This is a genomic window from Citrobacter sp. CK195 (assembly GCF_030333365.1).
Classification (GTDB): Bacteria; Pseudomonadota; Gammaproteobacteria; order Enterobacterales; family Enterobacteriaceae; genus Citrobacter_B; species Citrobacter_B koseri.
Genome location: NZ_JAOWGB010000026.1, coordinates 810,956 through 832,610 on the forward strand (window position 1 = coordinate 810,956; position 21,655 = coordinate 832,610).

Consider the following 21,655-nt stretch of genomic DNA (forward strand, 5'->3'; position numbering starts at 1 on the left):
CGCGTTCCGTGCGCCGTCGGTTCCTGGCGGCGCTTAACTCACCCCTTCCAGTTGGTAGCTGCGTATTTTATTCAGCACCGTCGTGTGCGAAACCCCCAACGCTTTTGCGATATGCCGGGAGGAGACATTCTCTTCCACCATCTGCTCAATCAGCTGCCGCTCAGCATGTTGCACCTGCTCTTTGAAGGGGCGGTCGGGATGCCCCGGCAACGCATGTGACACCGTTGAAAGCCCCAAATCATCGCAGGTGATGACATCACTTTCTGACATCAGCATCAGACGGATAATGGTGTTCTCCAGTTCGCGAACGTTGCCCGGCCAGTGGTGGTGACGCAGTGACTCGAAACAGGCTTTGTCCAGTATCAGCCGCCGTTGAAACTCTTTGGCATATTTCTGTACAAAATGGCGAATCAGTAAAGTGATATCCGAAGGGCGCTCGCGCAACGGCGGAATCGTGAGCGTCAGTACGTTAATGCGATACCAGAGATCGGCGCGCAGCAGGCGCTGTTCGACCATCTCTTCCAGATTCGCGTTGGTGGCGACAATAATACGCGCGTTAACCGGGATCACCTGCGCCCCGCCGACGCGGCGGATTCCGCCGTCCTGAAGCACCCGCAGCAGCTTGGCCTGTAAATTCAGCGGCATTTCGCCAAATTCATCAAGAAACAGCGTTCCCTTATCCGCCATTTCAAACAACCCTTTTTTCCCTCTGCCGTCCGCACCGCTGAACGCCCCTTTTTCATAACCAAAAAGTTCGCTCTCCATCAATGCCTCAGGCAGCGTTGAGCAGTTGACGGGGATAAACGGATAAAAGCGCCGCTGCCCGGAATTATGAATGGCGCGCGCCAGCAACTCTTTACCCGTGCCGGTCTCACCACGGATCAGGACGGTATATTTGCTGTCAGCGATTTTTAGCGCTTTTTCAATCAGCACCTGCATACTCTGGCTGCTACAGATAATATCGGAGAAATAGCGCGGTCGCGTCAGTTCAGGCGTGGCCAGTTCAGAAAGATTCTCTGAGAGATAAGCGACATTAATAATATCGGCATGTTGATTGAGGCAGGTCTGGACGCTGGAAATATCCTGCAACTGGCGGCACCAGGATTTAATCAGAATCCGACCCGGCGTGACCTTCATGGAGATAATATTAATATCGCGGCAGGAAAACTCCTTGAGGACATCCTCAACCATAGACAGACGATCGATTGTTTTAATATCCCAGCGTATCGTGACCACGTTGGCTCCAGATATTTCTGTGGCAATCAGAAATCTGCTTACATTCTAGTCGCTATGGGATAATGTTCTGCCGATGGACTCACATTGTGGAGCCAAAAAAGGAATATAAAAAAACCGGAGCACAAGGCTCCGGTTATGAGGCAATAACCAACAGTTATTGCTGTCGGTTCTCATCCTGATCGACGGCGAAACAGGCCACCAGTTGACCGCCGTAATCTTTAAGCTGCGGCTGCAACTGGGTGCAGGGACCAAAGCGACGACGGCAACGGGCGTTGAAGGCGCAGCCCGGCGGCGGATTCAGCGGGCTTGGCAGCTCGCCGGTCAGCTTGATGCGCTCGCGGCGGTCATCCGGGTTCAAACGCGGCGTCGCGGAGAGTAGCGCCTGCGTATACGGATGGCGCGGGTTGGTAAAGATCTGCTCCTTCGTCCCTTTCTCCACGCAGCGGCCGAGATACATCACCATCACCTCATCGGCAATGTGTTCGACCACCGACAGGTCGTGCGAGATAAAGACGTAAGACAGCCCCAGCTCCTGCTGCAAATCCATCATCAGGTTCAACACCTGCGCGCGCACGGAAACGTCCAGCGCGGAGACCGGTTCATCGGCGATCACCACGTCCGGGTCAAGCATCAGACCGCGGGCGATAGCAATACGTTGACGCTGGCCGCCGGAAAACATGTGCGGGTAGCGATCGTAATGCTCGGTTTTAAGGCCGACTTTCGCCATCATCGCCAGCGCTTTTTCACGACGCTGCTCTTTGCTGAGCGAGGTGTTGATCAGCAGCGGCTCTTCCAGAATCTGCCCCACTTTCTTACGCGGGTTCAGCGAACCATACGGGTTCTGGAACACAATCTGGATTTTCTGCCGACGCAGTTTTTGCGCCTGCGGATCGTGCCTGAGCAGATCCTGCCCCTGATAATACAGTTCTCCGCCGGTCGGCGTTTCAATCATCGTCAGCAGGCGGCCCAGCGTGGATTTCCCGCAGCCGGACTCGCCCACGACCGCCAGCGTTTTACCGCGCTCAAGGGTGAACGATACGCCATCCAGCGCTTTTACCAGGCGCTCGGGCGCAAACAGCCCCTTCTTCACCGGGTAGTGTTTTTTCAGGTCGATAGCCTGCAACAGCGGCTGTTGCAAGGTGGCCTCGTGCGTACTCATAGTGTGGGCCTCCCGGCATCATCGAGTGGATAGTGGCATTTGGACTGGCGGCCATCGCCGAGCAGATTCAGATCCGGCTCTTCGCTACGGCATTTATCCGTGGCATACGGGCAGCGCGGGTTCAACAGACAGCCGTTCGGGCGGTCATATTTTCCCGGCACCACACCCGGCAGCGACGCCAGGCGCGCTTTATCCTGCGCGAATTCCGGCAGTGCGCGCAGCAACGCCTGCGTATACGGATGACGCGGCGCGCGGAAGATATCGTGCGCCGCCCCTGTCTCTACCACCTGTCCGGCATACATTACGATGATTTTATGCGCGGCTTCCGCCACCAGCGCCAGATCGTGGGTAATCAGCACCAGCGCCATATTTTCTTTCTGCTGCAATTCCAGCAACAGTTCGATGATTTGCGCCTGGATGGTCACGTCCAGCGCAGTGGTCGGTTCATCGGCAATCAGCAGTTTCGGACGACAGGCAATCGCCATGGCAATCATCACGCGCTGGCTCATCCCACCGGACAACTGGTGCGGATAGACATCCAGACGCGACGCCGGATCGGGAATCCCCACCTGAGTCAGCAGGTCAATCGCCCGCTGCCGACGGGTTTTCCTGTTGCCGCCCTGATGCACCTTAATCGCTTCCATAATCTGGAAACCTACGGTGTAGCACGGGTTCAGGCTGGTCATCGGGTCCTGGAAGATCATCGCCACTTCCGCGCCCACCAGGTTGCGGCGCTCTTTCTCAGAGATGCGCTGCAAGTCCTGGCCGTTGAATTCCAGTTTTTCCGCCATCACGCGGCCCGGGAAATCAATCAGCCCCATAATCGCCAGCGAGCTAACCGATTTACCGGAGCCGGACTCGCCGACAATACCAACGACTTCGCCCTGATTTACGCTGTAGCTTACGCGGTCTACCGCGCGAAACGGCGTACCTTCGTCACCGAAGTGCACCGATAATTTATCTACGTTTAATAACGCCATCTCGAACCTCTTACTGCTTCAGTTTGGGATCGAGCGCGTCACGCAGACCGTCACCCATCAGGTTAAATGCCAGCACCGTCAGCAGGATCGCCAGACCCGGGAAGGTCACGACCCACCAGGCACTTTGTGCGAACTGCAACACGTCGGAGAGCATAGTGCCCCACTCCGGTGTCGGCGGCTGCGCACCCATGCCGAGGAAGCCCAGGGCGGCCATATCGAGAATGGCGTTAGAGAAACCGAGCGACGCCTGAACGATCAGCGGCGCAAGGCAGTTCGGGAAGATATTGACGAACATCTGGCGCATCGCGCCTGCGCCCGCCACGCGGGAAGCGGTAACGTAATCGCGGTTCACCTCCACCAGCACGGCGGCGCGGGTCAGACGCACGTAGTGCGGGAGCGCCACGAAAGTCAGCGCCAGCGCGGCGTTACCGATAGAGGGGCCAAAGATCGCCACCAGCACCAGCGCCAGCAGCAGGCTTGGCAGCGCCAGCATGATATCGACGACGCGCATGATGATGTTATCAACAATGCCGCCGAAGTAACCCGCAACCAGGCCGAGCACAATCCCCATCACCAGCGACAGCACCACCACCAGGCAGCCCACCAGCAGCGACAGACGTGCGCCATACATCAGGCGCGACAGCACATCGCGACCGACATCATCCGTTCCCAGCAGGTGCGCGATACTGCCGCCTTCCTGCCACGCAGGCGGCGCCAGCAGCACATCGCGGAACTGATCTGCCGGGTTATACGGCGCAATGACGTTCGCGAACACCGCAATCAGGATCATGATGACGACATACGCCAGACCGACAACCGCACCCTTATTGCGTTTAAAATAGTGCCAGAACTCCTGCAACGGGGTCATCGGCACCGGTGCAGAGATAACTTTATTTTCAGTAACCTGTGACATGATGGCCCCTTACTTCTTATGACGAATACGCGGGTTCACCACGCCGTACAGCAGGTCGACCAGCAGGTTGACGAGAATAATCATCGTCGCTACCAGTAACACCCCGCCCTGTACAACCGGATAATCGCGTCGTTGCAGCGCATCAATCAGCCAACGGCCAAGGCCAGGCCACGAGAAGATGGTTTCGGTCAGAATCGCCCCTGCCAGCAGCGTCCCCACCTGCAAACCGATAACGGTCACGACCGGCAGCATCGCGTTACGCAGCGCGTGTACGATGATGACGCGCATCCTTGTGAGACCTTTGGCGCGCGCGGTACGGATATAATCTTCACCCAGCACTTCCAGCATGGAGGAGCGGGTCATACGCACGATAACCGCCAGCGGTATCGTACCGAGCACCATCGCAGGCAGGATCATGTGCGCGACAGCATCAATAAAGTTGCCCTCTTCGCCCCAGATAGCCGTGTCAATCAGCATAAAGCCGGTTAATGGATTGGAGTCATCAAGGAACACCATATCGCTGACGCGCCCGGAAACCGGCGTCAGGTTCCATTGCACCGATACCAGCATGATCAGCATCATGCCCCACCAGAAGATAGGCATAGAGTAACCGGTCAGCGCCAGGCCAACAGCGGTATGATCGAAAATGGAACCGCGCTTCACGGCGGCCAGCACGCCGACCGGAATCCCTACTGCGGTGGCGAAAATCATGGCGCAGACGCCAAGTTCCAGCGTCGCTTTAAAGCGAGGCACGAACTCGTCCCACACCGGCAAACGGCTTTTCAGCGAGATGCCCAAATCGCCATGCATCACCCCCCAGATGTAATGGAGGTACTGCTGCCACATCGGTTTATCCAGACCGAGTTCAGCCAGCAGTTGAGCATGACGCTCAGGAGAGATACCACGCTCACCTGCCATGATCATGACCGGATCGCCCGGGATCATATGGACGAAGGCAAAGGTGAGAAGGGTGATACCGATAAACGTGGGGATGACGAGTCCCAAACGTCGGAGGATGAACTGCAACATAACCCGGATTCTCTCTAATGACGCGCCGCCTGGTGACAGTGCGTCTGTATTGCTCACAAATCTTATCCCACGGCATACACCGCCGTGGGGTAAAGCATTACGCCGGGTGGCGATGCGCTTACCCGGCCTACGATCGTAGGTTCGTGCAAACGCAGCGCCGCCGGGCATGGGGTGCTCAGGCACCCCTGGCTTTTAATTATTCGACAGAGACGTTTTCAAAGTGGTGTTTGCCCAGAGGATCAACCACATAGCCTTTGACTTCTTTACGCACAGGTTCGTACACGGTGGAGTGAGCGATGATCAGCGCAGGCGCCTGGTCATGCATCACCACCTGAGCCTGTTTGTAGAGTTCAACACGCTTGTTGTGGTCGTCAGTGGCGCGCGCCGGTTGAATCAAGTCTTCAAACGGCTTGTAGCACCAGCGAGAGTAGTTGGAACCGTCTTTCGCCGCAGCGCAGCTAAACAGGGTCGCGAAGAAGTTATCCGGGTCCCCGTTATCACCGGTCCAGCCCATCATCACCGCCTGATGTTCGCCTGACTTCGCACGCTTGAGGTATTCACCCCACTCGTAGGTGACAATCTTGGCCTGTACGCCAATCTTCGCCCAGTCAGCCTGAATCATCTCAGCCATACGGCGAGCGTTCGGGTTGTACGGACGCTGTACCGGCATCGCCCACAGTTCAACGGTGAAGCCTTTATCCTGGCCCGCTTCTTTCAGCAGCGCTTTGGCTTTTTCTGGATCGTAGTTGTAGTCTTTAACGTCGTCGTTATAGCCCCACATGGTCGGCGGAATCAGGTTCTTGGCTTCAACGCCCGCGCCCTGATAAACCGCTTTAATGATCGCCTCTTTGTTCACCGCGTAGGTCAGCGCCTGACGGACTTTCACGTCATCAAACGGTTTCTTCTCGGTGTTGAAAGAGAGGTAGCCGACGTTCAGACCCGCCTGCTCCATCAGGTTGATGTTTTTGTCCTGCTTCATGCGCGCGATGTCCGCCGGGTTCGGGTACGGCATCACCTGGCACTCATTTTTCTGTAGCTTGGCGTAACGCACGGACGCGTCAGGCGTAATGGAGAACACCAGACGGTCGATCTGCGGCTTGGTGCCCCAGAAACCATCAAACGCTTTATACAGAATGCGGGAGTCTTTCTGGTACTGCAACAGCTGGAACGGCCCCGTACCGATTGGGTTCAGATCCACTTTCTCCGGCGTACCGGCTTTCAGCATGTTGTCAGCATATTCTTTAGAGAGGATGGAGGCGAAGTCCATCGCCAGGTCAGCAAGGAACGGCGCTTCTGGACGGGTCAGCACGAACTGAACGGTGCTATCGTCCACTTTCTTCACTTCACTTATCAGGTCTGGCAGACCCATCCCTTCGAAGTATTCATAGCTGCCGCCAGACACTTTGTGGTACGGGTTTTCGGCATTTTTCTGACGATCGAACGAGAACACCACGTCATCGGCGTTGAAATCGCGCGTCGGTTTAAAGTCTTTGCTGTCCTGCCACTTCACGCCCTGACGCAGGTGGAAGGTGTAGGTTTTGCCGTCTTCGCTGACATCCCACTTTTCAGCGAGGCCTGGAATAACTTCGGTTGTACCGATTTTAAATTCCACCAGACGGTTATAGATAGGTACTGAGCTGGCGTCATAGGTGGTGCCGGAGGTAAACAGCTGCGGGTTGAAGCCTTCTGGAGAACCTTCTGAACAATAAACCAGAGTTTTAGCCTGTACACTTGCTGCGACGGTCATGGCCACCAGGCTCAGACCAAGCTTCAGCATCCCTGACTTCTTCAAGGAAATACTCATTCTTCTGCTCCAAATGTGATGTTGTTGTTTTACCCTTTGCAGTGGGTTTGCACCGCCTGGCCTTTTTTGTTTTTTACCCGGCCGGGTCGGCGTTAAGAGGATGGGGATTCCGTTCACATAAGCGCCTGAGTTGCAGTGCGGATTCTCCATGAAATGCCCCTCATGCCCTACAATCTGTCAACAGAATGTGAAAACGTCAATACAGGCAACCATGATTTACAACAACGGTGAGAATTCACAAACAAAGATTAAAAAAACTTCAAACGACTATTTTCAGCAGGGAAATTTGTGCTACTCCGTTAACACCAGAATTAATCGCTTCATATTTCGCAACATTTGGTGATTAACGTTTGTGCAGATTGTGAAAAATTTCTGACGAAATGCTGCATATCTGAGCGATTAATATCACGAACGCTAAAACGCACAGCGGAAAATGCTGGGCTCAGCCATAAGTAACGCAAAAAAAAATTTAAGCAAAGATAAAAAAAGACAATGGAATATGTCACAAAAACGTGAACAAACAGTGAGAAGTGATGCACATTTTTTGCCAATGGCGAAATCGCCGTAGGCCGGATAAGGCGCCTGCGCCGCCATCCGGCGTTGCCGAAAGTGAGCGACCGATCCCGCCTGATGGCGCTGCGCTTATCAGGCCTACAATGCTGAATTCCAGACAGCAAAAAGCCAGCCCGTGGGCTGGCTTTTCTGAATTGGTCGGTGATAGAGGATTCGAACCTCCGACCCCTTCGTCCCGAACGAAGTGCGCTACCAGGCTGCGCCAATCACCGAATGCGGGGCGCATCTTACTGCTCAGGTGCGCGCCCGTCAATCCCTTAGTTTGAAAATGCCATTCAATCGGCGAGAAAGTCAGCAGACCGCTTACTGCACCGCTGCATTCTGTTCAGCCGGAATATGGCACCAGTCGTTGTTTTCGTTAATTCCGCCATCTGGCGAGGTGTAGCCGAGACATCCCATCACCGTGTCATACAGCTCCACATGACGGCGCGGCGTTTTCATCGCCGCCGCCTGTTGCAGGCGCGCAAGCATCTGCGCATGCTGCGGGTTCTCCAGATACTTATCCGACATCCACACCAGCATTGGCACCCGGAACTGTTCTGGCGGCGCCATCTTGCGCGGCGTGCCGTGCAAATGCTCGCGCTCATTGATCGACTCGCCGTGATCGGCGGCGTAAAACACAATGGCTTTCTTATCGCGCAGCTGATCGAACACGCGGGTAATAAAGTGATCAACATAGCTCACCGAGTTATCGTAAGAGTTGATCATCTCCGCTTTTGTGCAACCATCGTCAACGCCGACACACTCCGGCGTCCACTGCGCAAAGCTGCGGGGATACCGCTGCGTATAGTTATAATGCGACCCTTTGGTATGCATCACGATCAGGTGTTTCCCGTCAGGGGTTTGCGCTAACGAACGCTGCATTTCATCCACCAGCAACATATCATCAACCGTCTTACCCCGGTTGCGCGGCTCTGCGCCGATTTGCTCGCGGTAGGCAATGTTATCCGCCATCGTATTGCTGTAGAACCACATCTCGCTCTGCATCGCATACAGATCGGCGCTAAACCCTAGCTGCTTCAGCACCGCAAAAATGTTTTGCTCTTTCAGCGTACGCTGCGGATTCTCCGACGCGCCACCCTCGCGCACAAACATACAGCGCAGCGAAAGTTTGGTCGCGGTATCACACGACTCACCCCGGAACGCCGCGAGATTTTTTTCCTGCGCCAGCTTCGGCGTCGTGTTCCGCTCGTAGCCGAAGATGCCCATATGATCCCAACGCGTGGTTTCGCCGATGATAAACACAACATACGTGTCATCAATGCCTTCTGGCGCAACATAGGTAAACTTCTTCGCCGGGTTCATCAGCGAGTTATTATCCGACGACTCATCCACCTGCGCCCAGGCGTACAGCCCTAAAGCCGATAGCCAGTTCGACGGTAAATAAGAGTTCGCCACCACGCCGCCATAGCTCGGCAAATCGATACCCGTTGTTCGTTCAACATTCTTTTGCTGAACGTCAAGCAGACGAATCGGCGCCCACACCATCACCCCAGCCAGAACCACCGCCGCCACGCTGCGAACGCGCTGGCCCGGCGTGCGTAACTGCCGCAGCAGAGTGTAACGACAGCGGTTACTCCAGATAAAGACCAGCGGCAGAATGCTCACCGCCACCAGCCACAAAATGAAGTGCCAGCCGACGACCTCTTTCGATAAATCGATATCCGTGGTCATCACGGAGGCAATAATGCCGTAGCCGATCACCACGTTCAGGAGGGTCATGTAATAGCTGGCGCTCGCGGAGAACAGCACCACCAGCGTAGCCAGAACCCGCCAGGCGCGGCGACCAAACAGGGAAAGCAGACGGAGTAAGAAGAACGTGGCGAGAACCGTGGCCCCAAGTTCAACCACTGCCGAGAGGCCTTTCCAGACGGTAAATTCCTGCGCATAGCTGCCGAACCGGCGGTAAAACACTGCGCAATTCATAAACAGGCCGATATAGAGCGCAAGCAAGAAGCTCAGCTTCTGCTGCGTCATCGATTTAATGTATTTCATGCAAGCAAACCCTGGAAATCGGGATAAAAACCACCCGCAAAAGGCCATTCCAGACCGGGCAGGTGGATAAATGCGGTAACAGCAGATGTCAGACAGTCTACACGCGCGGGTATGTAGACCACAGGGAAGCGTAAAAGTGTCGGAAGAATAAACAAGCGGCCCGGATATTTACAAAAATATCCGGGCCGGGAAGTGGTTAAATGATGAATAAAATCAGGCGTGAGCCTCTTTAAAGACGCGGCGCTGAGGCTGGCGAATCGTGGTCGAGAGCGCCAGAGAGAGGATCAGCAGAGCGAAAATAACGCAGAAGGTGACGTAGAACCCACCGAACAGCGAGGCGATAATCGACCCGCAAATACTGCCAATCCCAAAGCCCAGGTAAATCACGCCGTAGTTTTTCGCCAGGTTATTCAGGCCGAAGAACTCGCTCACCAGCGACGGGAACACCGTGATCGTACCGCCAAAGTTAAAGGCGACGCAGGCAATCGCGGCAAAGAACGTCACATCATTCAGCGGCGCGAACAGTAACGCTGCCATCCCGACCAGCGAGACAACCTGACCGAGGGTAATCACGCGGATACGGGCGATTTTGTCAGACAGAATGCCCAGCACCAGGCGGCCTGACAGGTTAGCGATGGAAATCACCGTGACCGCGTTGGCCGCCGAAGCAACATCCATATGCGCCAGCCCCTGAGCAATGTCTTTCGCCACGCCGATGACATACAGACCGCTCATGCAGGCCGTCAGGAACATCACCGCCAGCATCCAGTACTGCGGTTTACGCATGGACTGCGCCAGGGTGAAGTCGTTTTCCACCACCCCGTTTACCGCTTTAACATCCTGATTCGGCGCGTCTTTCATCAGCGTTGAACCAAAGACAATCATCACCAGCACAATCGCGCCCCAGATCATAAATGTCTTTTCCAGACCGACCGTCGCCAGCAGCTGGCTGTCGATGAATTTGAAGCCGAGGCTACCGAGGCCATAAGAACCAATCGCGAAGGCGGAAATCAGCCCTTTACGTTCCGGGAACCATTTTACGCAGTTAGACAGCGTTAACAGATATCCCGCCCCGTCCGCCAGGCCAACCAGCACCCCGGCGCTCAGCCACAGCATCATAAGGTTGTTGGAATGCGCCGTTAAAAAGAAGCCGATGCCCAGTAAAACACCTGACGCCATCGTGACGCGTTTTACGCCGAAACGTTCCTGTAATTTACCCGCCACGGAAGAGGAGATCGCCAGTCCCAGGCTCAACAAACCAAATGAAAAGGCCACCTGGCTGACGGGTTCATCCAGTTTCGCAGAGAGCGCGCCATTAAACAGGCTCCAGGTGTAAACAGAACCTAACGCAAATTGTGTGATGATGGTGCCGATAAGCGTCAGCCAACGGGTACGCTGATAATCAGAAGTTTTCATGGCAGTCTTCCTGCATAAACAAAGGAGAAATTCACTGCCGACAACAATAACGAAGTGCTTTTTATGCAGGGGAAAAACGGCATGAAATGCCATCAGAACGGAATGAAATGCCTGGATTGCGGAATGAATGACGAGACAAAGACTGCGCAGCGTGATTTTTTTAATGTCAGTTAGTACCCACTATCGCTGTATGTCTTGTTATTAAAGAGACTCAATTGTAAAAAACTTGTTTTTATTACGTGCATATTCTCGTTAAAATCTGGCGCTAACGCCCAGGGTGTACAGGTAGTCGCTATTGCTTGCGCTGTTATCTGCCTGAGAGAGCGCCGCATACGCCGCGATATGCGGGTTCAGTAGCATATCCGCCCCCACCGTCACATCCAGCCAGTTGCCATTCTGATCCGCCGCCGTCATTCGACTCAGCCCCGACTGCGCTTTCCAGATGTTCTCGCCGTATTGCTGGTTATAGCTGATTTGCGCCCAGGGACGGATCTCGCCAAACTGCGAATTCACCCGCCAGCCCAACGTACTGACGCTGGCATGCCACAGAGGGTCGGTCAGCGCCTGCGCCGTCACACTGTCGCCAAATTCATTAAACATCGAGGTGGTTGAGCCGTCGTAATGCAGGCTGGCGACCGGCCCGGTCGTCACGCGCCCGGCAAGCGGAAAATTCCAGCCCATGCTCATGCCGCTGGTCGCATCCAGTGGCGTTTGATCGGCCAGGCTCAGCACAGGGCCAGGCGCATTCTGGCTGGACCGAATCCGCTCCGCCAGAATATCGTTGTAACTTGGTTGGTGATCGCTGTCCCATGTATAGCGTTCTGTCGTATAACCCGATACGGCATCAGCGATATATTCTTGTTGCCAGGCATATGCTGTGTTAGTGAAAATTGCACAGACGATAACGCTCGCCAGGCAGCACCACACCTGGCGACCACTGCATTTTTTTATAATCATCAACGCGACTCCAGAGAAGAGCCGAATTCGGCGATATTATTGTCATTGTTTGGCGGTTCCAGGGCTTATTAGCCCTGTATTAAATATTGTCTTTTTAGCTGGCGCGTCAAGGCGGGCCGAATGAAATTTTTGCGGTAGTCAAAACAGCGAGGAAGAGTATGCAGCGTTGCGGATGGGTCAGTCAGGACCCACTATACATCGCCTATCACGACAAGGAGTGGGGCATTCCCGAAACCGACGGCAAAAAGCTGTTCGAGATGATCTGCCTTGAAGGCCAGCAGGCGGGGCTTTCCTGGATCACCGTGCTGAAGAAACGGGAAAACTATCGCGCAAACTTCCACCACTTTGATCCCGTTCGCGTCGCGGCGATGCAGGAAGACGACGTTGAGCGTCTGTTGCAGGATGCAGGCATTATTCGCCATCGGGGAAAAATTCAGGCCATCATCGGCAATGCCAGGGCGTATCTCGCAATGGAGCAAAATGGCGAACCGTTTGCTGAATTCGTCTGGTCTTTTGTCGAAAACCAGCCGCAGGTAACGCGCGCCGCCAGCCTGAGCGAGATCCCCACCTCAACCCCCGCGTCGGATGCGCTGGCAAAAGCGCTGAAAAAACGCGGCTTCAAGTTCGTCGGCACCACCATTTGCTACTCCTTTATGCAGGCGTGCGGGCTGGTCAACGACCATATCACGGGCTGTTTCTGCCATCCTGGAGGTCAGCATGATTCGCGAATCCCGGACTGACGATATGGCGTCAATTTTGACGCTCTGGATGGAAAGCACGATCTATGCCCACCCGTTTATCGAAGCGCGCTACTGGCGCGAAAGCGAACCGATAGTGCGTGACGTGTACCTGCCCGCCGCGCAGACCTGGGTGTGGGAAGAAGCAGGTTTACTGAAAGGCTTTGCCAGCGTGATGGAAGCGCGCTTTTTGGGCGCGCTGTTTGTCACGCCGGACGCGATCCGCCGCGGGATTGGCAAGGCGCTGGTGCAGCATGTTCAGCAGCGCTTTACCGCACTCAGCCTGGAGGTTTACCAGAAAAATCAGTCGGCGGTGAATTTCTACCATGCGCTGGGTTTTCGTATCGAAGACAGCGCATGGCAGGAAGATACACAGCATCCGACATGGATTATGGGCTGGCAGGCGGATTAAACGCCGTAAGCCTCAGCGAAGGGCCGGTATACTTTTCAATCCACGCCAGCGCGGTGTTGCCCGCACAGCCGTTCCCCAGTCGCGAGCTGGGGAGATCTTTGGTCAACACGTTTACCGCGCCATTTTTACAGATGCCGCCAGCCGACACCTCTAAATCCGGCCATGCCCCTTCATGAATGCAGATAACGCCGGGTCTAATGCCCTCCGTCACCACCGCGCCCGCCAGAATTTGTCCTCGGTGATTCCAGACCCGCACCGTGTCGCCGTCGGCAATGCCCCGCGTCTGCGCATCCTGCGGATGCAGAGTAACCGGTTCGCGCCCCGCCACCGCATACTGTTCACGAAGCTGGCTGTAGTTAAGCTGGCTGTGCAGACGATGCGCCGGATGGGCGGACAGCACCTGTAGCTGACCGGGTTCGGCATTGCCGTGCCATTCGTCTGGCTCCAGCCACATTGGGTGTCCTGGGCAGTCCGCATAGCCGTAGTCCGCAATTCGCCGGGAGTAGATCTCTATCTTGCCGCTGTCCGTTTTCAGTGGATGCGCGTCGGGGTCGCGGCGGAAATCCGCAAAGCGGATAAACTGCGCGTTGGCCGCATTCTCCGGCATTTCAATCAGATCGTTGGCTTCCCAGAACTGTGCAAACGGCGGCAGCGTCACCTGCTGGCTGGCGCCGCGTTGCCCGGCGATGTTGTAGAAGGTTTCCAGCCACTCAAGTTCGCTTTTCCCTTCGGTGAAGCGCGCATGGCCGCCCGTTTCCCAGCACTCGCTCAGTTCGGCAAACACGTCAAAGTCATTACGGGCCTCATCACGCGGCGGCACAACCTGCTTCATCGGCACCAGATGCTGGTTGCTGTAGTCGCCGGTCATGGTTAAATCGTTACGTTCATAAGAGGTCGTGGCAGGTAACACGATATCGGCATGTTTCGCCGCAGCGGTCCAGAAACATTCGGAGATCACCACCAGTTCCGGCTTTTGCCAGGCGCGAATCAGACGGTTGGTATCCTGATGATGCGTAAAGTTCGCGCCACCGGCCCACCAGACGAAGCGGATATCCGGGAAATGGCGGTTCATACCGTTGTGCTGATAGGGCGCGCCGGGATTCTCCAGCGCCTCGACAATACGCGCCACCGGAATTTTATCTACCGCATCGGTGCCGCCTGGCAGACTGCCCTGCATTGAAGCCAGTACAGCGGCGCGGCGCGTCGGGTTTCCCCCGTTGGCGAAATGGTACGAGAGGCCAAAACCGCCGCCGGGCGTGCCAATTTGCCCTAACATGGCGGCAAGCGTTACCAGCATCCAGTGTTTTTGCTCGCCGAACTGCTGACGCTGCATCCCCCAGCCAGACATCAACATAGTGGTGTTTTTATGGAAGAGTTCCGCCAGTTCGTGAATTTTAGCGGCGGATACGCCGCAAATATCTGCGGCCCATTCCGCCGTTTTCGCCACGCCGTCGCTCACGCCCAGCAGATAGTCGGCGAATGTCTCGTAACCGGTCGTGCAGCGCGCCAGAAACGCGTCATCATGCCAGCCGTTTTTCACCAGCGTATGCGCAATCCCCAGCATCAGCGCCACGTCAGTCCCCATATGCGGGGCGATCCACTCCATCTTATCGCCAAAGAACGCCGCGCTTTCCGATCGCATTGGATCGATGCAGATCAGTCGTTTCCCGCTGTTGCGCAGCGCGGCAAAGTAAGCAATGCCCTGCTCATCCGACGCATTCCAGGCAATTTTTAGCGTATTCAAAGGGTTGGCGCTCCATAGCACCACCACGTCACTGTGTTCCAGCACAACCGGCCAGCTGGTCTGCTGCTGGTAAACTTCGTTTCCGCCCACCACATACGGCATGATGGCCTGCGCCGCCCCCGTAGAGTAATCCCCCAGATGCCCGGTATACCCGCCCGCCAGCGCCATATAACGCTGCAACAGGGTGGAAGCTTTATGCAGTACGCCATTCGAGCGCCAGCCATAAGAACCGGCAAAAATCGAGGACGGCCCATATGTTTCACGAATACGTTTGTGCTGGGTATGGATCAGATCCAACGCCTCATCCCAACTCACCCGCACAAATTCATCCTGACCGCGCACGCCCTGTGGCTTCTCTGGCGAGGCGAGAAATCCTTTACGCACCATCGGGAAACGCACCCGGGTAGGGCTGTGAACCTGGTCGCGTACGACGGTTTGCAGGGAATTGAGATGCGAAGTGGGCAGCGCCCCGCGAGACGCGAGAATCGTCTCGCCGTCAGTGTCGACCCGGACAGGTCCCCAGTGGGCGGCGGTTAATACCGAATAGTGCGATGGTGCGTTGATCAAAATGCGCTCCTGAATGCGATGCAGGTGTGACGGCTTATTTATTATGCCGCTCAATGTTACTTACAAATTTAAGAGTCTTCCCTGGAATTTTCTTCATGTTCGCACGTCATAATCAACCGCCACCGTCGCTGTGGCGAAAAAATAAAAAAGTCATTAAGGAACTAAGATGAAAAAACGTGTTTTGGTCATTGCTGCTATCGTGAGCGGCGCCCTGGCAGTATCTGGCTGCACAACAAACCCTTACACCGGCGAGCGCGAAGCGGGTAAATCCGGCATTGGCGCGGGCATTGGTTCTCTGGTCGGCGCAGGCGTCGGCGCACTCTCCTCTTCCAAGAAAGATCGCGGCAAAGGCGCGCTGATTGGCGCAGCGGCAGGCGCGGCGCTGGGCGGCGGCGTTGGCTATTACATGGACGTACAGGAAGCGAAACTGCGTGACAAAATGCAGGGAACGGGCGTGAGCGTGACGCGAAGTGGCGATAACATCATCCTGAATATGCCGAATAACGTCACCTTCGACAGCAGCAGCGCAACCCTGAAACCGGCAGGCGCCAACACGCTGACCGGCGTGGCGATGGTGCTGAAAGAGTACAACAAAACCGCCGTTAACGTAGTGGGCTACACCGACAGTACCGGCGGGCAGGATCTGAACATGCGTCTGTCGCAGCAGCGCGCGGACTCCGTGGCCAGCGCGCTGATCACCCAGGGCGTTGCCGCCAACCGCATCCGCACCAGCGGCATGGGCCCGGCGAACCCGATCGCCAGCAACAGCACCGCCGAAGGTAAAGCGCAAAACCGCCGCGTGGAAATCACCTTAAGTCCGTTGCAGTAATCGTTGTGCCGGGTGGCGGCTTCGCCTTATCCGGCCTACATTCTTATCCGGCATGAAGCGCTTGCCATCGTTGATTTTCGCGTTAAGGTGTTGTCACCAAATTCAGGGAAATCAGCGATGAGCAAATCAACACGGGCAACCATCAGCGATGTGGCGAAAGCCGCTAAAACCGGAAAAACCAGCATTTCACGCTATCTCAACGGTGAGAAGCATTTGCTGTCCGATGCCCTGCTGGCGCGCATTGAAAAAGCCATTGCCGAACTCGACTATCGCCCAAGCCTGATGGCCAGAGGTCTGAAACGCGGCCGTACCCGCCTGATTGGCCTGATCATCGCCGATATTACCAACCCCTATTCCGTTAACGTGTTGAGCGGCATTGAAGCCGCCTGCCGCGAGAAAGGGTTCACTCCCCTGGTCTGTAACACCAACAATGAGGTGGATCAGGAACTGCACTATCTGGATCTGCTGCGCAGCTACCAGGTGGAAGGCATCGTGGTGAACGCCGTCGGGATGCGCGAGGAGGGGCTGAACCGCCTGCAACAGTCGGCGCTGCCGATGGTTCTGATTGACCGTAAAATCCCTGATTTCGCCTGCGATGTCGTCGGTCTGGATAACACCCAGGCGGCAACAACCGCCACCGAACATCTCATTGAGCAAGGGTTCGAGGCGATCCTGTTTCTCAGCGAACCGCTCGGTATGGTCAATACCCGCCGCGAGCGCCTGAACGCATTTCGTGCGACGCTGGCGCGTTACCCTGGCGTGGTGGCGGAAAACGCCGAGGTGCCGCTGGCGGAAAATACGCAACTGGATAACACCCTGCGCCAGTTTCACCAGCAGCACCGGGGGATGCGCAAAGCCGTGATCTCCGCTAACGGCGCGCTCACATTGCAGGTCGCCCGTTCGCTCAAACGCATTGGTCTTAACTGGGGCAGCGACATCGGCCTGCTCGGTTTTGACGAACTGGAATGGGCAGAGCTGGCAGGCGTCGGCATCACCACGCTGAAACAGCCGACCTGGCAAATTGGTTTTGCCGCTGTCGAGCAGGTTGTACGCCGCATTGAAGGGGGCAGCGACGCGATTCACGAGCAGGTTTTCTCCGGCGAGCTGATCGTTCGCGGCTCCACCGCCCGCTAATTTTCCTTCGTGATGGTGATCATAATTTCGACACACTGCACTTTTCTTTGGAACCGGTTCCATCTAGCGTAATAGCAAGAGCGATAGATTTGGAGTTCCCATGCAAAGAAAAATTATGGTGGTCACCGCCGCCTATGGCTACGACCAGGTGCGTGCCGCAGGCGGGCAAACCGCGATGCTGCCCATCATTGCCGGAGCGGGGGCGGATGGCGTCGAGATTCGCCGTGAAATGTTCACTGACGCCGAACTTAACGCACTCCCGCTGCTGGCGGCCGCCATTGACATTTTCGGCCTGCTGGCCTGCTACTCCGCGCCGGAACCGCTGTTCCTGGAGGATGGCAGCCTCAACCCCCACCTTCCCGACCTGTTACAGGAAGCCCGCACGCTGCAAGCGCTGTGGCTGAAAGTGTCGCTGGGTCATTTTGAACGCCAGGATCAGCTCGACACCCTGCGTGACTGGCTGGAGAGCAGCGGCATGGCGCTGGTGGTGGAAAATGATCAAACCGCCTGCGGGAAATTGCGCCCGATGCAACGCTTCAATGCCGCCTGTCAGGTACAGAACCTGCCCATCAGACTGACGTTTGATATGGGGAACTGGCTGTGGGTAGGCGACTCGCCGGAAGACGCCGCACGCTACCTGGCGCCCGCCGTCGGCTATATCCACGTTAAAGCCGCCACGCCCCATCACGACAGTTTCCGCGCCGTTGCGCCGGATGACGCCGACCCCCGCTGGCTGGCGCTGCTGAACGCGCTGCCTGTTGATGTACCGCGCGGTATTGAGTTCCCACTGGAAGGGCAAGATTTGACGGCGGTGACTCGTCGCTACGTCGATTTGTTACGTGAGGAGTAACGCATGAAAAATTCTCTGGATGTCATCACGATTGGTGAAGCGATGGCGATGTTCGTCGCCACGCAAACGGGCGATCTCGCGGACGTAGACGCGTTTATCAAACGCGTCGCCGGGGCCGAACTTAACGTAGCGACCGGCCTGGCGCGCCTGGGGTTAAACGTCGGCTGGGTAAGCCGCGTCGGTGATGACAGCTTTGGCCGTTTTGTCCTTAAGTCGCTTGAAAAAGAAGGGATTGATGCGCAGGGCGTCACGCTGGACGGACGTTACGCCACCGGCTTTCAGCTTAAATCTAAAGTCGAAAATGGAACCGATCCCATTGTGGAATATTTCCGTAAAGGTTCCGCTGCAAGCCACCTTTCCGTGGACGATTACCACGATGCGTACTTCTCCGGCGCGCGTCATCTGCACTTAAGCGGCGTTGCGGCGGCGCTTTCCGCCAGCTCTTATGAACTGCTGGCGCATACCGCCCGCACCATGAAAGCGCAGGGCAAAACGATTTCATTCGATCCGAATCTGCGCCCGGTGCTGTGGAAAAGCGAAGCCGAAATGGTGGAAAAACTTAACCGCCTCGCCTTCCAGGCTGACTGGGTGCTGCCCGGTCTGAAAGAGGGAATGATATTAACCGGACAGCAAACGCCTGAGGGCATTGCCGATTTTTATCTGCGCCACGGCGTGAAAGCGGTGGTGCTGAAAACCGGCGCGGATGGCGCCTGGTACAAAACCGCTGAGGGCGAGCAAGGCTGCGTCGCACCGGTGAAAGTGGACAACGTGGTCGATACGGTTGGTGCGGGCGATGGCTTTGCCGTGGGTGTGATCAGCGCCCTGCTGGAAGGCCGCACGCTGCATCAGGCAGTGACGCGAGGCAATAAAATTGGCGCGCTGGCGATTCAGGTTCAGGGCGACAGCGAAGGATTACCCACTCGTGAAGCGTTAGGCGAATAAACTTCACGCAATGATAACAGCCCCCTGTACCCTACATACAGCGGCGGCATAGTGACAGAGGCAGGCCTATGACAAGCTCAACAAATGCAGCAAAACGCTGGTGGTACATCATGCCTATCGTGTTCATCACGTACAGCCTGGCGTACCTGGATCGCGCAAACTTCAGCTTCGCTTCCGCAGCGGGGATTAACGAAGACCTCGGCATCACGAAAGGGATCTCCTCCCTGCTGGGCGCCCTGTTCTTCCTCGGTTATTTCTTCTTCCAGATCCCAGGCGCGGTGTACGCCGAGCGTCGCAGCGTACGTAAACTAATTTTTATCTGCCTGATTTTATGGGGGGCATGCGCATCGCTGACCGGGATGGTGAGTAATATCCCAATGCTTGCCGCCATCCGCTTTATTCTCGGCGTCGTGGAAGCGGCCGTTATGCCCGCCATGCTGATTTACATCAGCAACTGGTTCACAAAGTCAGAGCGTTCGCGCGCCAATACGTTCCTGATTCTCGGCAACCCGGTGACGGTGCTGTGGATGTCTGTGGTTTCAGGCTACCTGATTCAGGCGCTCGGCTGGCGTGAAATGTTCATTATTGAAGGCTTCCCCGCCATCATCTGGGCGTTCTTCTGGTGGGTGCTGGTGAAAGACAAACCGTCACAGGCCAGTTGGCTGACGGAATCAGAAAAAGCCGCGCTTCAGGCGCAACTGGAAAAAGAGCAGCAGGGCATCAAAGCGGTACGCAATTACAGCGAGGCATTCCGCTCACGCAACGTCATCCTGCTGTGCATGCAGTATTTCACCTGGAGTATCGGGGTGTACGGGTTTGTTCTGTGGCTGCCGTCCATCATCCGCAGCGGCAGCGCGAATATGGGCATGGTGGAAGTCGGCTGGCTCTCTTCAGTGCCGTACCTGGCAGCGACGATCGCAATGATCGTTGTCTCCTGGGCATCCGATAAACTGCAAAACCGTAAACTGTTCGTCTGGCCACTGCTGTTGATTGCCGCCTTTGCCTTTATCGGCTCATGGGCCGTTGGCGCGAACAACTTCTGGCTCTCTTATACCCTGCTGGTTATCGCCGGTGCGGCGATGTATGCCCCTTATGGCCCGTTCTTCGCCATTATTCCTGAAATGCTGCCGCGTAACGTCGCGGGCGGCGCAATGGCGCTGATCAACAGTATGGGCGCGCTGGGCTCTTTCTTTGGTTCATGGTTCGTCGGCTATCTCAACGGCGCAACCGGCAGCCCGGCCGCCTCGTACATTTTTATGGGGGTGGCGCTTTTCGCCTCAGTATGGCTAACTTTAATTGTTAAGCCTGCTAACAATCAGCAATTACCGATTGGCGCACGCCACGCTTAAACCTTAATCACGGAGATCCGCATGAAGCCGTCCATTATTCTCTACAAAGCGTTACCTGACGATTTACTGCATCGCCTGGAAGAGCATTTCACCGTCACGCAGGTGCCAAATCTTCGCCCGGAAACGGTAGAACAACACGCCCAGGCTTTCGCCAGCGCGGAAGGTTTGTTGGGCTCCAGCGAAACCGTCAATAGCGCACTGCTGGAGAAGATGCCGAAACTACGCACGGCATCGACCGTCTCCGTGGGTTATGACAATTTTGATGTGGCTGCCCTCAATGCGCGCAGCGTATTGCTGATGCACACGCCGACCGTGCTGACGGAAACCGTTGCGGATACGGTAATGGCGCTGGTGCTAAGCACCGCCCGCCGCGTGGTGGAAGTGGCCGAACGCGTCAAAGTGGGGGAATGGACAAAAAGCATCGGGCCAGACTGGTTTGGCACTGATGTACACCACAAAACGCTGGGGATTGTCGGGATGGGGCGCATTGGTCTTGCGCTGGCGCAACGCGCTCACTTCGGCTTTAACATGCCGATTCTCTACAACGCCCGCCGCCATCATCCTGAGGCGGAAGAACGCTTCAACGCCCGGTACTGCGATCTGGACACCCTGTTACAGGCGGCGGATTTTGTCTGCCTGATCCTGCCGCTGACGGAAGAGACGCATCACCTGTTTGGCGCGGCGCAGTTTGCCAAAATGAAGTCCTCCGCCATTTTCATTAACGCAGGGCGCGGCCCGGTCGTGGATGAAAACGCGCTGATTGCCGCCCTGCAAAGCGGTGAAATTCATGCGGCGGGTCTGGATGTGTTTGAACAAGAACCGCTGCCGGTCGATTCGCCGCTGCTGTCGCTGCCGAACGTTGTGGCGCTGCCGCACATCGGCTCCGCCACCCATGAGACGCGCTACAACATGGCCGCCTGCGCGGTGGATAACTTAATTGATGCGTTACAAGGCAAGGTGGAGAAGAACTGCGTGAACCCGCAGGTCGCAGGATAATAAATGGCCGGGCGGCGGCGTTGCCCTGCCCGG

General features: G+C 56.2%; 18 protein-coding genes and 1 tRNA gene. 8 read left to right on the forward strand and 11 right to left on the reverse strand.

The features are described 5' to 3' along the window. Window positions 1-33: 33 nt before the first annotated feature. From OGX93_RS21195 to OGX93_RS21240, 10 genes are all read right to left on the reverse strand, one after another. Window positions 34-1,236, reverse strand: coding sequence for a sigma-54 interaction domain-containing protein (locus OGX93_RS21195; RefSeq protein ID WP_286448908.1), 1,203 nt, complete (start codon window positions 1,234-1,236; stop codon window positions 34-36). Between the two features lie 154 nt (window positions 1,237-1,390). Next, the gene (gene dppF / locus OGX93_RS21200) at window positions 1,391-2,395 is read right to left on the reverse strand and encodes a dipeptide ABC transporter ATP-binding subunit DppF (RefSeq protein WP_012135673.1); all 1,005 of its coding nucleotides are present in this window, start codon (window positions 2,393-2,395) and stop codon (window positions 1,391-1,393) included. After that, the gene (dppD, locus tag OGX93_RS21205) at window positions 2,392-3,375 is read right to left on the reverse strand and encodes a dipeptide ABC transporter ATP-binding protein (RefSeq protein WP_012135675.1); all 984 of its coding nucleotides are present in this window, start codon (window positions 3,373-3,375) and stop codon (window positions 2,392-2,394) included. The genes dppF and dppD overlap by 4 nt, the downstream gene beginning before the upstream one ends. Before the next feature lie 10 nt (window positions 3,376-3,385). Beyond that, window positions 3,386-4,288: a dipeptide ABC transporter permease DppC gene (gene dppC, locus OGX93_RS21210; RefSeq protein ID WP_012135676.1), complete on the reverse strand. Its 903-nt coding sequence runs from the start codon at window positions 4,286-4,288 to the stop codon at window positions 3,386-3,388. Between the two features lie 9 nt (window positions 4,289-4,297). Then, window positions 4,298-5,317 (reverse strand): dipeptide ABC transporter permease DppB, encoded by a 1,020-nt coding sequence (gene dppB / locus OGX93_RS21215; RefSeq protein ID WP_012135677.1) that lies wholly within the window; start codon window positions 5,315-5,317, stop codon window positions 4,298-4,300. A gap of 196 nt (window positions 5,318-5,513) precedes the next feature. Continuing rightward, window positions 5,514-7,121: a dipeptide ABC transporter periplasmic-binding protein DppA gene (dppA, locus tag OGX93_RS21220; RefSeq protein WP_012135678.1), complete on the reverse strand. Its 1,608-nt coding sequence runs from the start codon at window positions 7,119-7,121 to the stop codon at window positions 5,514-5,516. 708 nt (window positions 7,122-7,829) lie between these two features. Next, window positions 7,830-7,906, reverse strand: a tRNA-Pro gene (locus OGX93_RS21225). Window positions 7,907-7,997: 91 nt separating this feature from the next. Beyond that, the gene (gene eptB, locus OGX93_RS21230; protein WP_114848099.1) at window positions 7,998-9,689 is read right to left on the reverse strand and encodes a kdo(2)-lipid A phosphoethanolamine 7''-transferase; all 1,692 of its coding nucleotides are present in this window, start codon (window positions 9,687-9,689) and stop codon (window positions 7,998-8,000) included. A 213-nt stretch (window positions 9,690-9,902) separates the two neighbouring features. Continuing rightward, complete coding sequence (locus OGX93_RS21235) at window positions 9,903-11,105, reverse strand: L-lactate MFS transporter (protein WP_024131048.1); 1,203 nt, start codon at window positions 11,103-11,105, stop codon at window positions 9,903-9,905. Between the two features lie 252 nt (window positions 11,106-11,357). Next, window positions 11,358-12,062 carry an autotransporter outer membrane beta-barrel domain-containing protein gene (locus OGX93_RS21240; RefSeq protein ID WP_286448721.1) on the reverse strand — a complete coding sequence of 235 codons (705 nt, stop codon included), beginning with the start codon at window positions 12,060-12,062 and terminating at the stop codon, window positions 11,358-11,360. Between the two features lie 158 nt (window positions 12,063-12,220). On the opposite strand from OGX93_RS21240, the gene tag reads away from it, so the two are divergent. Continuing rightward, on the forward strand, window positions 12,221-12,802 hold the full coding sequence (tag, locus tag OGX93_RS21245; RefSeq protein ID WP_012135682.1) for a DNA-3-methyladenine glycosylase I: 582 nt from the start codon (window positions 12,221-12,223) through the stop codon (window positions 12,800-12,802). Then, complete coding sequence (locus tag OGX93_RS21250; RefSeq protein WP_115608723.1) at window positions 12,780-13,211, forward strand: N-acetyltransferase; 432 nt, start codon at window positions 12,780-12,782, stop codon at window positions 13,209-13,211. The genes tag and OGX93_RS21250 overlap by 23 nt, the downstream gene beginning before the upstream one ends. Here the strand turns inward: OGX93_RS21250 and OGX93_RS21255 are convergent. Further along, window positions 13,189-15,522 carry a molybdopterin guanine dinucleotide-containing S/N-oxide reductase gene (locus OGX93_RS21255; protein WP_286448722.1) on the reverse strand — a complete coding sequence of 778 codons (2,334 nt, stop codon included), beginning with the start codon at window positions 15,520-15,522 and terminating at the stop codon, window positions 13,189-13,191. The two genes, OGX93_RS21250 and OGX93_RS21255, sit on opposite strands and share 23 nt — an antisense overlap. A gap of 166 nt (window positions 15,523-15,688) precedes the next feature. Here OGX93_RS21255 and OGX93_RS21260 point away from each other — a divergent pair, with 166 nt between their 5' ends. The 6 genes from OGX93_RS21260 to ghrB all read left to right on the forward strand — a co-directional run bounded on the left by OGX93_RS21260 (window position 15,689) and on the right by ghrB (window position 21,622). Beyond that, a complete protein-coding gene (locus OGX93_RS21260; protein ID WP_049008917.1) occupies window positions 15,689-16,351 on the forward strand; it encodes an OmpA family lipoprotein in 663 nt (220 codons plus the stop codon). 117 nt (window positions 16,352-16,468) lie between these two features. Beyond that, window positions 16,469-17,485, forward strand: a complete 1,017-nt coding sequence (locus OGX93_RS21265) for a LacI family DNA-binding transcriptional regulator (RefSeq protein ID WP_071259408.1) — start codon at window positions 16,469-16,471, stop codon at window positions 17,483-17,485. Window positions 17,486-17,585: 100 nt separating this feature from the next. Further along, the gene (locus OGX93_RS21270; RefSeq protein WP_047460363.1) at window positions 17,586-18,335 is read left to right on the forward strand and encodes a sugar phosphate isomerase/epimerase family protein; all 750 of its coding nucleotides are present in this window, start codon (window positions 17,586-17,588) and stop codon (window positions 18,333-18,335) included. Between the two features lie 3 nt (window positions 18,336-18,338). Continuing rightward, entirely contained in the window at window positions 18,339-19,277 is a 939-nt protein-coding gene (locus tag OGX93_RS21275; RefSeq protein WP_012135690.1) for a sugar kinase, read from the forward strand. A gap of 68 nt (window positions 19,278-19,345) precedes the next feature. Continuing rightward, the gene (locus OGX93_RS21280; RefSeq protein ID WP_199972357.1) at window positions 19,346-20,626 is read left to right on the forward strand and encodes an MFS transporter; all 1,281 of its coding nucleotides are present in this window, start codon (window positions 19,346-19,348) and stop codon (window positions 20,624-20,626) included. A 21-nt stretch (window positions 20,627-20,647) separates the two neighbouring features. Beyond that, window positions 20,648-21,622 carry a glyoxylate/hydroxypyruvate reductase GhrB gene (gene ghrB / locus OGX93_RS21285; RefSeq protein WP_153257950.1) on the forward strand — a complete coding sequence of 325 codons (975 nt, stop codon included), beginning with the start codon at window positions 20,648-20,650 and terminating at the stop codon, window positions 21,620-21,622. The last annotated feature ends 33 nt before the right edge of the window (window positions 21,623-21,655 follow it).

What these genes read in the sequence shown, in the direction of transcription:
- dppF (WP_012135673.1), bottom strand. Translation starts at nt 2,395, where the DNA reads ATGAGTACGCACGAGGCCACCTTGCAACAGCCGCTGTTGCAGGCTATC.
- dppD (WP_012135675.1), bottom strand. Translation starts at nt 3,375, where the DNA reads ATGGCGTTATTAAACGTAGATAAATTATCGGTGCACTTCGGTGACGAA.
- dppC (WP_012135676.1), bottom strand. Translation starts at nt 4,288, where the DNA reads ATGTCACAGGTTACTGAAAATAAAGTTATCTCTGCACCGGTGCCGATG.
- dppB (WP_012135677.1), bottom strand. Translation starts at nt 5,317, where the DNA reads ATGTTGCAGTTCATCCTCCGACGTTTGGGACTCGTCATCCCCACGTTT.
- dppA (WP_012135678.1), bottom strand. Translation starts at nt 7,121, where the DNA reads ATGAGTATTTCCTTGAAGAAGTCAGGGATGCTGAAGCTTGGTCTGAGC.
- eptB (WP_114848099.1), bottom strand. Translation starts at nt 9,689, where the DNA reads ATGAAATACATTAAATCGATGACGCAGCAGAAGCTGAGCTTCTTGCTT.
- OGX93_RS21235 (WP_024131048.1), bottom strand. Translation starts at nt 11,105, where the DNA reads ATGAAAACTTCTGATTATCAGCGTACCCGTTGGCTGACGCTTATCGGC.
- OGX93_RS21240 (WP_286448721.1), bottom strand. Translation starts at nt 12,062, where the DNA reads ATGATTATAAAAAAATGCAGTGGTCGCCAGGTGTGGTGCTGCCTGGCG.
- tag (WP_012135682.1), top strand. Translation starts at nt 12,221, where the DNA reads ATGCAGCGTTGCGGATGGGTCAGTCAGGACCCACTATACATCGCCTAT.
- OGX93_RS21250 (WP_115608723.1), top strand. Translation starts at nt 12,780, where the DNA reads ATGATTCGCGAATCCCGGACTGACGATATGGCGTCAATTTTGACGCTC.
- OGX93_RS21260 (WP_049008917.1), top strand. Translation starts at nt 15,689, where the DNA reads ATGAAAAAACGTGTTTTGGTCATTGCTGCTATCGTGAGCGGCGCCCTG.
- OGX93_RS21265 (WP_071259408.1), top strand. Translation starts at nt 16,469, where the DNA reads ATGAGCAAATCAACACGGGCAACCATCAGCGATGTGGCGAAAGCCGCT.
- OGX93_RS21270 (WP_047460363.1), top strand. Translation starts at nt 17,586, where the DNA reads ATGCAAAGAAAAATTATGGTGGTCACCGCCGCCTATGGCTACGACCAG.
- OGX93_RS21275 (WP_012135690.1), top strand. Translation starts at nt 18,339, where the DNA reads ATGAAAAATTCTCTGGATGTCATCACGATTGGTGAAGCGATGGCGATG.
- OGX93_RS21280 (WP_199972357.1), top strand. Translation starts at nt 19,346, where the DNA reads ATGACAAGCTCAACAAATGCAGCAAAACGCTGGTGGTACATCATGCCT.
- ghrB (WP_153257950.1), top strand. Translation starts at nt 20,648, where the DNA reads ATGAAGCCGTCCATTATTCTCTACAAAGCGTTACCTGACGATTTACTG.